This is a genomic window from Mesonia algae (assembly GCF_003253545.1).
GTDB lineage: Bacteria > Bacteroidota > Bacteroidia > Flavobacteriales > Flavobacteriaceae > Mesonia > Mesonia algae.
Genome location: NZ_QKYV01000002.1, coordinates 1 through 13,010, shown reverse-complemented (window position 1 = coordinate 13,010; position 13,010 = coordinate 1). Strand labels below are relative to the sequence as shown.

Annotated in this window: 15 protein-coding genes; 11 read left to right on the top strand and 4 right to left on the bottom strand. The window is 31.5% G+C overall.

Annotated elements, in window-relative coordinates; all coding sequences use genetic code 11:
* Positions 1 to 43 precede the first annotated feature (43 nt).
* The 3 genes from LX95_RS03275 to LX95_RS03265 form a co-directional block, all read right to left on the bottom strand.
* Positions 44 to 292, bottom strand: coding sequence for a DUF6952 family protein (locus LX95_RS03275; RefSeq protein ID WP_111540011.1), 249 nt, complete (start codon positions 290 to 292; stop codon positions 44 to 46).
* Positions 273 to 587 carry a thioredoxin family protein gene (locus LX95_RS03270; RefSeq protein ID WP_111540010.1) on the bottom strand — a complete coding sequence of 105 codons (315 nt, stop codon included), beginning with the start codon at positions 585 to 587 and terminating at the stop codon, positions 273 to 275. The genes LX95_RS03275 and LX95_RS03270 overlap by 20 nt, the downstream gene beginning before the upstream one ends.
* Positions 588 to 727: 140 nt before the next feature.
* The gene (locus LX95_RS03265) at positions 728 to 1,363 is read right to left on the bottom strand and encodes a peroxiredoxin (RefSeq protein ID WP_111540009.1); all 636 of its coding nucleotides are present in this window, start codon (positions 1,361 to 1,363) and stop codon (positions 728 to 730) included.
* Positions 1,364 to 1,578: 215 nt separating this feature from the next.
* On the opposite strand from LX95_RS03265, the gene hutI reads away from it, so the two are divergent.
* The 5 genes from hutI (at position 1,579) to LX95_RS03240 (ending at position 6,732) form a co-directional block, all read left to right on the top strand.
* Complete coding sequence (gene hutI / locus LX95_RS03260; RefSeq protein ID WP_111540008.1) at positions 1,579 to 2,817, top strand: imidazolonepropionase; 1,239 nt, start codon at positions 1,579 to 1,581, stop codon at positions 2,815 to 2,817.
* 7 nt (positions 2,818 to 2,824) lie between these two features.
* On the top strand, positions 2,825 to 3,802 hold the full coding sequence (locus LX95_RS03255) for a formimidoylglutamase (RefSeq protein WP_111540007.1): 978 nt from the start codon (positions 2,825 to 2,827) through the stop codon (positions 3,800 to 3,802).
* Positions 3,803 to 3,813: 11 nt separating this feature from the next.
* A complete protein-coding gene (locus LX95_RS03250) occupies positions 3,814 to 4,620 on the top strand; it encodes an MBL fold metallo-hydrolase (protein WP_111540006.1) in 807 nt (268 codons plus the stop codon).
* Positions 4,621 to 4,786: 166 nt separating this feature from the next.
* A complete protein-coding gene (locus tag LX95_RS03245) occupies positions 4,787 to 5,983 on the top strand; it encodes a tyrosine-type recombinase/integrase (protein ID WP_111540386.1) in 1,197 nt (398 codons plus the stop codon).
* Between the two features lie 56 nt (positions 5,984 to 6,039).
* Positions 6,040 to 6,732: a hypothetical protein gene (locus tag LX95_RS03240; protein WP_111540005.1), complete on the top strand. Its 693-nt coding sequence runs from the start codon at positions 6,040 to 6,042 to the stop codon at positions 6,730 to 6,732.
* 172 nt (positions 6,733 to 6,904) lie between these two features.
* On the opposite strand, the gene LX95_RS03235 is transcribed toward LX95_RS03240, so the two are convergent.
* The gene (locus LX95_RS03235) at positions 6,905 to 7,897 is read right to left on the bottom strand and encodes an IS110 family RNA-guided transposase (protein WP_111540004.1); all 993 of its coding nucleotides are present in this window, start codon (positions 7,895 to 7,897) and stop codon (positions 6,905 to 6,907) included.
* 865 nt (positions 7,898 to 8,762) lie between these two features.
* Between LX95_RS03235 and LX95_RS03230 the strand changes: the two genes are divergently transcribed.
* The 6 genes from LX95_RS03230 to LX95_RS03205 all read left to right on the top strand — a co-directional run.
* Positions 8,763 to 9,308: a DUF5063 domain-containing protein gene (locus LX95_RS03230; protein WP_111540003.1), complete on the top strand. Its 546-nt coding sequence runs from the start codon at positions 8,763 to 8,765 to the stop codon at positions 9,306 to 9,308.
* Positions 9,309 to 9,475: 167 nt separating this feature from the next.
* Positions 9,476 to 10,177, top strand: a complete 702-nt coding sequence (locus tag LX95_RS03225; RefSeq protein WP_111540002.1) for a hypothetical protein — start codon at positions 9,476 to 9,478, stop codon at positions 10,175 to 10,177.
* Entirely contained in the window at positions 10,164 to 10,916 is a 753-nt protein-coding gene (locus tag LX95_RS03220) for a hypothetical protein (protein WP_111540001.1), read from the top strand. Before LX95_RS03225 ends, LX95_RS03220 begins: the two co-directional genes overlap by 14 nt.
* A 223-nt stretch (positions 10,917 to 11,139) precedes the next feature.
* Positions 11,140 to 11,667: an STM3941 family protein gene (locus tag LX95_RS03215; RefSeq protein WP_111540000.1), complete on the top strand. Its 528-nt coding sequence runs from the start codon at positions 11,140 to 11,142 to the stop codon at positions 11,665 to 11,667.
* A 144-nt stretch (positions 11,668 to 11,811) separates the two neighbouring features.
* Positions 11,812 to 12,324: a hypothetical protein gene (locus tag LX95_RS03210; protein ID WP_111539999.1), complete on the top strand. Its 513-nt coding sequence runs from the start codon at positions 11,812 to 11,814 to the stop codon at positions 12,322 to 12,324.
* 216 nt (positions 12,325 to 12,540) lie between these two features.
* Positions 12,541 to 13,010 (top strand): hypothetical protein (locus LX95_RS03205; protein ID WP_170116573.1); only part of this gene is annotated, 470 nt, incomplete at its 3' end.

Below are 13,010 nucleotides of genomic sequence, written 5' to 3'. Positions count from 1 at the left end.
TACATAAAAGTAGCCTCACATTCTATATTAAATTATAGAGTTGTTATTTATCGATAGATCCCATTACTTTTTTGACAAAGTTGTTAGCGGCATCTCTTTCTGGTACACCATCGGCGACCATTTTATGCACTTCAATGGCTCCGCAAATATTGGTGATTAATTCCCCAATAACATCCATATCTTCATCGGTTACCGAGCGGTGTTCTGTAAAAGATTCTAAAACATCAACGGTGTGTTCTAGTTTCTCTTGCTCGTTATTTTTTTGCAGGTGTCTAATTACTGGTAACTTCATCTACAATCTCTTTTAATGATTCTAATTTATTTGTTTGCACTTGTTTTACAAAAGATCCTCCTTTAAAAGTAGCGAATGTAGGTAAGTTATCTACGTTTGCTAATTTTCTTGATTCAGGAAATTTCTCTGCATCTACTAAAATAAACAGTGCATTTTCATTTTCAGAAGCTAACTTTTTAAATTTAGGCTTCATTAAGCGACAGTTTCCACACCATCCAGCCATATATTGTACTATAACTGTATCGTTATCTGAAACTATTTCACTTAAATTATCTTGTTCTAATTCTTTTAACATAGCAATTTTTTTATTCCGCTTTAGCGAACTTAATATTTAGTTATATAAAACTAAATACTAAAATGATTTTTTTTAATGAACCTGACGAGCGAACCCGCCAGGTTTTCTTTGCAATATATATAATCTTTATAATTGAAAGATTAGTTAGCTAAATAAGAAGCTACTCCTTCTCTATTTGCTTTCATAGCATCTTTTCCTTCTTCCCAGTTTGCAGGACAAACTTCACCGTGCTTTTGTACGTGAGTGTAAGCATCGATCATTCTTAAATATTCATTTACATTTCTACCTACTGGCATATGGTTTACACCTTCGTGAAATACAGTTCCTTCTTCATCGATTAAGTAAGTAGCTCTGTAAGATACATTATCTCCTTCTATAGTGATATCTCCAGTCTCATCGTCGTAACGTTCATCTGTTGCGTCTAAAATACCTAATCTAGAACTTAAGTTTCTATTAGAATCTGCTAAAATTGGGTAAGTTACACCTTCGATACCTCCATTATCTTTAGAAGTATTTAACCAAGCAAAATGTACTTCTGCTGTATCACAAGATGCTCCAATTACAATAGTATTCTTTTTTTCGAATTCTGGTAAAGCTTCTTGAAAAGCGTGAAGCTCTGTAGGACAAACGTATGTAAAGTCTTTTGGGTACCAAAAAAGAATTACTTTCTTGTTATTCTTTTGAGCTTCTTCTAAAACATTAATTTGAAAAGTATCGCCCATTTCATTCATTGCGTTTACTTTTAAATTTGGGAATTTTTTTCCTACAATAGACATATTTTAAATTTTTATAGATTAATTAATTTTTCTGATACAAAAATACAGGCTTAGTTCAATTTTTTATTTAATTTTTTCTTATAATTTTTTATACTGTAATAAATATAATCTATACATATTTAAAAACACTATAAGTTTACACTATTTACCCTTGTTTCATTGAGAATACGAAAGATTTAAAATCATTTTTTATTAGCTTTTTATATCTTTATCGTATGAAAACACTTATTACCAATATAAAAGAACTTGTTCAAGTTAGAGAACACACTATTAGCAAATTACAAGGAATAGAGATGAAAGAGTTACCTAGCATAAAAAATGCTTGGTTATTAATTGAAAATGAATGCATAGCCGATTTTGGATCTATGGATTCTCTTCCTACACTCGAAGTCGATTCTAAGATCGATGCTACTGGAAAAATGATTTTGCCGAGCTGGGTAGATTCTCATACTCATTTAGTCTATGCAGGAAATAGAGAACAGGAGTTTGTAGATCGCATTAACGGATTAACTTATGAAGAAATTGCTAATAAAGGTGGCGGAATAGTAAATAGCGCTCAAAAATTGCAGCAAACCGAGGAAGATAGTTTGTATGAACAAACGGTAAAACGTTTAAAAGAGGTTATTCAGTTAGGAACTGGAGCCATTGAAATTAAGTCGGGGTACGGATTAACGCTTGAAGCGGAATTAAAGATGCTTCGGGTTATTAAGCGATTAAAAGAAGAATTTCCTATCACCATAAAAGCTACTTTTTTGGGAGCTCACGCTTTACCAAAAGAATATAAAGATAATAGAGAAGCTTACATTGATGAAATTGTCAATGTGATGATTCCTAAAATAGCCGAAGAGCAATTGGCAGATTATGTTGATGCCTTTTGTGAAAAGGGTTATTTTACGGTAGAAGACACCATTCGTGTGATGGAAGCTGGTAAAAAATACGGAATGCCTGCCAAAATACACGTAAATCAATTTAATGCAATTGGCGGTATAAAAGCTGGAGTAGAAAATTCCGCGTTAAGCGTAGATCACCTTGAAGTGATGAATACAGAAGATATTGAAGCATTGAAGGGTAGTGAAACTATGCCAGTAGCACTTCCCTCCTGCTCTTTATTTTTAAGCATACCATACACTCCGGCTAGAGAAATGATTGATGCTGGTTTACCTTTAGCTTTAGCAACCGATTATAATCCAGGAAGTACACCAAGCGGAAATATGAACTTGGTGGTTTCTTTAGCTTGTATTAAAATGAGAATGACCCCAGAAGAAGCTATTAATGCCGCTACGGTAAATGCAGCCTATGCGATGGGAATTTCTGAAACGCACGGTTCTATCACCAAAGGAAAGAAAGCGAATTTGATCCTTACCAAAGAAATTCCGTCTTACGGATTTTTACCTTATTCATTTGGTAGTAATCATATTGAAAATGTATTTTTAGAAGGACAACCCCTAAACTAACTTAAGTATGAAATTTTTTAATTTTCTTACCAAAAATTCCGCGAAAGCGTATATCAACTCCAGAGAAGGCGAAACCAAATTGGGAGAAAGCATCACGTATGTATCTTCTTTTGAGGATTTAGAAAATCTTTCTGAAAAATATGTGATCTTTGGTATTCCAGAAGATATTGGAGTTCGAGCAAATCTTGGGCAACCTGGTACTTCTAAAACTTGGGAGCCCTTTTTAGAAGCTTTTTTAAACATACAGCACAATCAATTTAATGATAATAATTGTATCGTTTTAGGAAGTCTAGATACAGAAGCTTTACACGATAAAGCAACCCAAATAAAAGAAGCAAGTCAACTCGGATCTCTGGTATCTGAAATTGACCTTATGGTTACCCATTTGGTAGAAAAAATCATTTCCTTAGATAAAATCCCGGTTATCATTGGTGGCGGCCATAACAATAGTTATGGGAATATTATGGGAACCGCAAAAGCCTTAGATAAAAAAATACACGTGATTAATATCGATGCGCATACAGATTTACGCGAAACCAATTACCGTCATAGCGGAAATGGTTTTAGTTATGCTAAACAAGAAGAGTACTTAGATCGTTATGCTATTGTGGGATTACACCAAAATTACACTCCGCAATATATTTTTGATTTAATGGATAATGATAAAAGTATTAGCTATAGTTTATTTGAAGAATATTTACATTTAACGACTATAGATCAATTAATTAAATTCAAAAAAGCAACAGATTTTGTCAAGAACAGCTTTGGTTTTGAATTGGATTGTGATGCCATTCAGGATTTTGATAGCAGCGCCAGAACTCCGTCAGGATTTTCTGTAAATGAGATTAGAAGCTTTATCAACCTAGCAAAAAAACAACATGTACATTATTTACATATTTGTGAAGCGGACGCTAGTAGAAATCCGCTTATAGCGAAAGCTTTATCTTATTTTGTATCAGATTTTATTAGAACAGAAAACAATTAAAATTAGACTTTATGAAAAAAATATATGCCCTATCGATCTGTCTTGTATTTACATTTTTAAGTTGTAAAAACGATGCGGAAAAAAAAGAAAAAATTGAAATTAGTGAGCCAGTGGCTGTAAATGAAACTGCTAAGGAGAGTTTAAAAATAATACCTATTTCTCATGCCACTATGGTACTAACTATGGGAGAACAAGTTTTGTTTATTGATCCTGTAGGAGGAGCTAAAGCTTTTAAAGGACAAGAAAGCCCTACTCATATATTGATTACTGATATACACGCTGATCATTTTGATCTTACTACTTTAAAAGAAATATATAATGGTAAGGCCAAAATCATCGCACCTAAAGCTGTAGCAGTACAACTCCCTGAAGCTTTACAACCAAACCTTATGGTGATGGAAAATGGAGATAGTAAGAAAATAAACGGATTGCTTATTGAAGCTATGCCTATGTATAATTTAAGAAAAGAAGCTTTAGAATTTCATCCTAAAGGTAGAGGAAATGGCTATATAATTACTTGGGAAGATGAAAAAATTTACATTTCTGGAGATACAGAGGATATTACTGAAATGAGAAATTTAGAAGGAATCACAAAAGCCTTCGTTTGTATGAACTTACCATACACGATGCCCGTAGAGCCTGCTGCAGATGCGGTTTTGGACTTTAAACCAAAAGTAGTTTATCCTTATCACTATAGTGGAAAAAACGGAATGAGCGATATTAAAAAATTTAAAAACATTGTAGAGACGAATAACCCTTCGATTAAAGTTGAAACGTTAGGTTGGTATAAAAAAGATCAAATAATAAAAGATAAATAAGCTTAAAAAAACAAGTTCTAAACTTTAAAGTTTTAAAATTGTTGTCTTACTTATAATACCTACTCTACCCATTTTTTAAAAGTGCTTCCTAATTCAGGAAGCACTTTTTTAGTTTATGTTCTTTTTTTTAGTTAAATTGAAAGGTTATTTTTTAAACAAAATTATTATGGCTTTTATAATATTAGATACTTTTATACACAATAATATTTTAAAAATAGGAATTAGGTTTTCTGTTTTTGATATACGGTTAAAAGCTCATACTAAAAAAATTCCGAAGGTAAGATGGTCTTCTACCCATAGATCATATTATGTAGACCACTCTAGAGACAATCAATTCTTCTTGTTTAAGCATTTTAATGAAGGTGGTTATTTTGTAGATTACGAAAAACTGAAAGGAGTTAAAGAATTAAATCCGCAAAAGCGAAAAGAAAAATCAAAGTTTATTTCGGTCAGTAAGAAGGATCTAAACCCCTATCAAATAAAAATATTAAAAAAATATGTTTCTTATTTACGCGGAAAAAGATTTAGTGAAAGTACGGTAAAATCTTATTACGGTTTTTTATTAAAATTTGTTGCTTTTACCAGAAAAGAGATCCAAGATATAAGTCAGGCTGACTTTCAACATTTTTTAGAAAATGTAATTACCAAACAATCTTATTCAGTAAGCTCACACCGGCAATGCATAGGTGCATTAAAACATTTTGCTGCACTTTTTGCAATAGAGGGTATCGAAGAGCTAGAAAATTTACGTCCTAAAAAAAGTAGGCAATTACCTACGGTCCTTGCGCAAGAGGAAGTCATTAGAATTTTACAGGTAACAAAAAATTTAAAACATCGTTTTATTTTGGCTATTATCTATTCTTCGGGTTTGCGGATTGGAGAGCTAATAAATATGGAGGTAAAACATATTGATGTACTTAGAAAACAAGTTTTTATTAAGGCAGGAAAAGGAAGAAAAGATAGAACTGTGATGTTAGCTGAAAGTGTTATGCCTCTACTCTATAATTATTTACAAACTTACCGACCTGATTATTATTTAATAGAAGGTAATGAAGCAGGAAAATACAGCCCAACTAGCATAAGAGCTTTTTTAAAGAAATCTTGCAAGCAAGCTCAAATTTTAAAAAGGGTAACGCCTCACACTTTAAGACATTCGTATGCAACACATATGTTAGAAGATGGGGTGGATTTACGATATATCCAAACATTATTGGGACACAGTAAACCTGAAACAACTATGATTTATACGCACGTGACCAAGAAAGATCTGCTGCGCATTAAAAGTCCGTTAGATATGGCGGTTTTAAGATTAAAAGAATCCGGTTATGAAAACAAAAAAGTGTTGTTATCCGGCAAATTATAGTTATAAACGACTATATTTGAGTTGATATAACCAGTTGGCAAACATATAACCGAACAATGAAATTCATCTATCTAACCATAATTTTACTTCTGACTTTTAGTTGTTCAAACGAAAAAGATATAGCGGAATTTGAAAAAATTTTGGGAAAAGAAAACAGCGAAACTCTAACCTATCTCGTGAACGACTTTGAATCGGATTTTCTAAAAAGATTGTATCCGAATTTGGACACGAAAAACGCTTACAAACAATTTTTGACCGAATTATCAAAAGGAGAAACTGAATATTGGAAAAAGATTTCAAAAAGCAGTCGAGAATATCTAAAAGATAGTGATTTAAGATTGGAAATTTATAGCGTTCCTGACTCGATTTGGATTGAACGTGACCCTGAAAAACTGACTTTGAGTCTTAGCGACGTTCCAATGTTAAAAATTAAACGTAAATACTTAATGCCAGACGGAACTTTCGGCTACAGTACTTCTGAATCTTCATTCCGATACAGAGAACCGATTTATGAAGATTCTATCATCGAATCTCGAAAAAATTGGATTGGTATAAATTATGTTGGAAGCTATACTAGAGCATTGAATTCAATTGAGAACAAATCTCGTTTTTTAACTGGATATCTTGAAATGCGAGATGCAGCTGGAACAATTGACCCAAGACTTATTGCAGACCGAATGTTAGAAACTAAAGTTAACTTAAATGACTATTTCATAAAGCGGTTAATCGTAACAGAAATTGTCTATTGAATATAAAATACGATTTGCCAACACCGTATAAAATTAATTGCTAGTGCAAGCCTACTTACGAAAATCCTTGCGGATTTTCTATTCAGTTTGTATTTGCTAAATTAGGTGCTTAAACAACGCAACTAATCTTATACGTATTCCAAGATCAAATCCTAATAAAAACCAGTTTTTATTATGCTGCGTGTTGCTGAAGAACCACATAAGGTGTCCCTCGCTTAACTACAGCAAATGCTCGAGCTATTAGTTTATTTCTAACATTATTTACTGCTAACATTTTATCTTTTCCTTCGGCTAATTTTTTGTTATAATATAACCGTAATTCACTATCGTGTTGGATTGCCGATACACTGGCCATACTCAATAAGCTTTTCATTTTCCTGTCTCCCAAATAATGACATTGCTTTCTGCGATGAATACTAGTTCCTGAACGATGCTCGAAGGGAGCCGTTCCGCAATAACTGGAAAAGGCTCGCCAATTATCGAAACGTGTAAAGTTTCCCGTATGGTAGATTAACTGACTTGCTACGACTAAACCAAAACCTTTAAGGCTGGTTAGTAATTCATAATTTTTCTGCATAGAAGTGTCTTCAGACATAATCTCTTTTATCCGCTTTTCTATGCATGTAACTTGCTTTGTTAGGTATTCAATACTTCGTTTTAGACTGATACATCCAGCATCTGTTGTTGGACTACTCAAAAGGACTTTCATCTCTTTTAATGTTCCTTTTAGACCTGCATTATTCCGCACTATTTGATCTCTTAAGGCTAGCAATCTTCCTAACTCTAAATGAGACGTACTCTTTACTGTACTTGGCTTTAATTCTTCGCGATATAACCATGCATAACGAGCGATTAAGCAAGCGTCTAATACATCTGTTTTTTCTTTTACTATCCCAGATGAACGCTTAATTTTCAACGGACTCTCTTCTACATAAACGATGTTTTGACTAGATAAATAAAGTGCTAACTTTAAAGAATAATATCCTGTATTCTCAAAACAGTAAAAAACAGTATCTTCTTTACAAACCTTAAAAACCCATTTTATAAGGCTTTTATAACCAACAATATCATTCACAAACTCTTTGTGTACTTGACCATGGTAGCAATACGCATCTATTGTTTTTTTTGATACATCAATTCCGACTACTTCTTTGTAATTTTTCATATTTTTACAATTAGAGTGATTAAATAGGTTGCAAAAACTACTTCCTTTATCGGGATCTTATACGCCTGGTATTCCAAATGGTTCTTTGCAACTTTATAGAATGAGAGGACTCGTACGTGTAAGGGATCACTAATCTAAAACACGTTATAGTTCTCCTCTCTTTCTATATAAAGTTATTTAATACAAACTAAAGAAACACGTTGGTAACAATAGCTCCGAAAACGAAATCAGAGTATTTTATCATCAAACTCACTGAAGCTTATCAAACACCAGGCAAAAGCAGAAACGATAATCTGGATGGCTAATCTGAGCGGAAAGAAAATTGAGAATTCTAAATGAAATTTAAAGTTAACTGACAAACTTACTCAGGCGGATAAATTGAAATGGATAAACTGTTGCGGATAAAAATTTCTCAGCACTACTCTATTTTTCTGAATCGTTACGCATTTAACCTGCATTAAAATTCGTTTTAAAGGTAATATTTCAGGCTAATTTAATTTTATAATTCTTGTTGTATAAGCTTCAGTGAGTTTGATGATAAAATACTCTGATTTCGTTTTCGGAGCTATTGTTACCAACGTGTTTGCCGTTTGAAGCAGGAACGATAAAATGGGATCGCTAAGCAGAACGTTCTCAACAAGACGTGTCGCTAAAGTAACCAACAACGTATATAAAAAATAGCTATGTTATTTCTAAATTGATAATTTTGGTATATTTGGTAAGTCGCCAAATCTTTTGATTTGGCTTTTGAAAAGTAAAGTTAAAAACAAAACGCAAAAGTTTTGGCTTGTTCCAAACCGAAAAGATTGTGCTTGTTTTTACGCTACTTTCCATATACAATCACGTTAGCCACAATATGCCACGAATGCAAAATTTGACTAAAGAAATACAATCATTACTTGAATCAAAAGAAACTCAAGATTTCCTAAAAGTCGCTCGTGGATTTATTGAATTAATAGAAAATAAAGAAATAAAGGAAAAAGAATTTTATCCTGAATTGCACAAAAAACTGACTGAATTATATAACGCTGGAATTTCTCTAAAATCGGTCGAATTAATTCACTCAAGTGAAAAAACGGAATTTAAAATTGCGACTGAAAAGCGAATCGAAATGAAAAACGCAAATTTGATTTCCTCACTTGGAAAAGATTGTTTTTATTGGGAAGTTTTTGACCCAACTTACGAAAAAGAAAATGAACCGACACAAGGTTGGCTTGTAGATGATATTGGAGACATTTATGCAGATTTAAAAGAAGAATTATATAAAATAGACCAAATCAGAACAGATGAATCTATTGAAGACGGACTTTGGCAATTGAAATTTGGATTTACTTCTCATTGGGGAAATCATTGTATAAATGCATTAAGAGCTTTACATTACATATATTACGATGGAAAAACGACAATGTAAAAAAATACTGTGGCTAACACCGTGTATAGTTAATTGCTTTGTAGAGCTTACGTACGAAAATCCCTTCGGATTTTCTATGTCGCGATTATTTGTTAACTTACTCGCTAAACCACGCAACTAACCATACACAAACACGTTAGGGGTAATTAGAAAAAAAAATTCCGTGAATGAATGAAAATTTAGTGGCAATATTGATTTTATTGCTTTATTTCTCGCCAGTATTTTACCAATTATTTCTCTTAATTAAAGAAAATAAAAGAGGAAACCGATTGCCTTTAAAGAAGTTTTTGAAATTTATAAAATATAGTTTTGCGATTTTAATTTTGTGCTTGATTGGATTTGCAATAATCAGCCACACAAATTATCTGAATTACGAAAAACCTATGACTTTTGATAAATATGACCAAATTACATTTGAGAATTTTAGAGGCTTGGAGTTTTTCAAAAAATCATTATATGGAAACGAGAGGTTTGCCTATATAAATACAACTATTGAAAGTGAAATTGATGATAACTCAGTAACCGTAAAATCACTATTTCATCCTTCTCGTTCTTTCGTTTATAATAAACAAACTTACAGCAAGGAACTTTTGAGCCACGAAAAATACCATTTTAAGATAACAGAGCTTTTTACCAGAAAAGCCAAAGAAAAATTATCAAATCTTAATACTTTTGACGAAAACAAAGTTGAAGGAATAATTGATAATACGAGAAGAGAAGAAAGAGCATATCAAAAAGAATACGATTATAACACTTTTCATAGTTATGTATTGAGCGAACAAAAACGCTACGAAAAGGAAGTTGACAGTTTACTAAATATTTTGACCAAATTTGAAAATCCAAAAATTATAATTAATGAAACTAATTAAGTACGCATTTTTAGCAATCATTTGCCTATCATTAACAAATTGCAAGACAGAAGAACACGAATTCCCACTTGACAAAAGATATTGGAACACAGCAGATTATGACAAAGCAGTTCTCGAATTGAGATTTGGTTACAAAGACGATGAAAAGAAACCAACTTTTGACAACCCAGAAACAAGATTAATAGTAGAAAAGCTAACGGATCACCAAAATTATAAAGTTGTATTAGATGATGAAGAATTAGGAATTAAACATCGTAATGAAGTTGCAACTTCCTTTTTCAATGAATGGAAAGATATGAACCAAATTTACAATGCAACTGACCGCAAGGATAAATATCTTTACGATAAAGAGATGTTAGCAGTTTTTAAATTTGGATTAGGGTTACAATTAAAGTATTTTAAATTAGGTAATGACCAAATAAGAGAGAATGCAGACGACCCAAATTCTTCAAGAGTTAAAAATAATATCAACTCTAATGTAGGTACGTTAATAAGCAACTATTTGATTTATTTAGACGAAATTAATAACGAAGATGCGTTTACCGAAGAAGGAAAAACCAAACTTGCAGAAGGTATTGACACCTATTTTACAGAATTGATTGAGCTTTATCCAAACGCAAATTATAGCGGAATGAAAAATAAAGCGGAATTAATGCTAAAAAAAAGTCAGTCGAGTAAAATTAAGTCATCATTGACTAAATTAATTGAGCTAATAAATTCAAAGAAAGCACAGAAATAACTACCCCTAACACCGTATATAGCTCATAGCTAATTATTTGCCTAAACGATGTTAGGGCATATTTGGAAAGTCGCCAAATTTTTAAATTTGACGATTTCCAAGAAAAAAGATAAAATAGTAAAATTTAAAAATCTGGCTTGTGCTCAGCCGAAAATAATTTTCTAATTTACACGCTACGAGCCATATACAAAACCGTTGTAAGTAATTAAACCCAAAAACGAAAATGGAAGAAAAAATAATAGAAATAAGTAAAATTAAAATAATTGGATTAATTGGACTATCTCTAATCTTCGTATTTTTAGGAATATGGATTGCATATTATGCGCCAATTGTTAATGTTGAGATACTAAATAATAATATTTTTCGAAAATCAATTGGATTTCTTTCCATAATCTTCTTTGGAGGAATGGGAATATTAATTACAAAAAAACTCTTTGAAAATAAATACGGAATAAAAATTAATGATGAAGGAATATATGACAACTCTTCTTCCATAAATTCTGGACTTATAAAATGGGAGAATATTGAAAGTATTGAAAAAAGTAAAGTCGTAAATCAAAATTTTATACGAGTAATTGTGAATAACCCGAATGATTTTATCGACAAACAAAAAAATATTCTAACAAGAAAAAACGTTGAAACTAATTTTAAAAAGTTTGGTTCACCTATTCAAATATCAACAAATGGGTTGAAAATTAAATTTGAGGAATTATATAAAATAATGACATCTGAATTGAATAAAAGAAAATAACTACTTACAACACCGTGTATAATTAATTGCTTTTTTGAGCTTACGTGCGAAAATTCCGATGGAATTTTCTCGGGTTCGGTCAATTTTTGCTAAATTAGTTGCCAAACCACGCAACTAATCATACACAAGACCGTTGTGCAACATATGAAAAAAACCATATTCATAATATTATTACTTCTGATTTCGAATTCACTTTTGGCGCAAAATCGTGATGCTGAATATACAGAATATGAAAGTGAACTTGCGAATATTCAAATTAATGAACTTCTCAACTATCAGGTTTCAAACTTGACCGAAAATGAAATACTGAATAATTTAAAAAAGAAAACAAATTCTGAATTAAATACTCTTGCATCAATAATATTGAATTATAAGTATGCGGAAACACTCGACTTTGAAATTGAAGAACAAACAAGGCTGTTAATGCGGATGGTTGAAATGGCTGATATGTTTTATGAAAAAAATAAATTAATATTTTTAGAACATTCTGTTGGTTATCGTCCAACTTTCAGTGATGAAGAAAAAATATATAACAACAAAAAAGTACGAATTTTACTAATGGGTAGTGGAACTTGTATTATTGATGAAATTGACTATAATGCAAAGCGTATGTACAGAACATTTAATGAACGAATGAAAAAAAATATAGCGAAATAATACGTTGCACAACAACGTATATAACTCATAGCTAGATAGTTACTTAATCGAAGTTAAGGCATATTTGCTAGTCCGCCAAATTTTTTAATTTGGCTTATTGAAAAGAAAGGTAATAAGAAAATTAAAAAATTCGGCTCGTGCTTAACCGAAAAGTAATCGCTAATTTGCACGCTACGAGCCATATACAAACACGTTGGCAACAAGCTAAAAAAAATGATGAAAACATTGAAAATTACAATTTTATTAATTACACTAACATTAATTAGTTGCTGGAATGGAAAAGTTGAAAAAATTGAAAAAAAAACTGATTCAGACCATAATCAACCAAAAAAAATTGTATTAGAAAATGTATACTCTCTTAAAAAGATTATTAACAAAATAAAAGAAAGAAAAGTTCCGTTAATTGACTCAACAAATTTCGATAATTTTAAATCTACAGATTTTTACAATGCCGAGCAACTAAAAGTATTGCAAATTAAAAAAATCTATCCTGAAATAGATAATGAAATTGAATATGAATCAACCAACAAAGATGGAAAACCACCATACACATATTATTCTACAAAAGATGATTTTAAAGTAGCTTCCTCTTATAAACTAAACATTTCAGACAAATTTACGACAATCATTTTAACAACTTATAAAGGAGAACACGAAATTGAATCATCAATTATTAATTATGACTT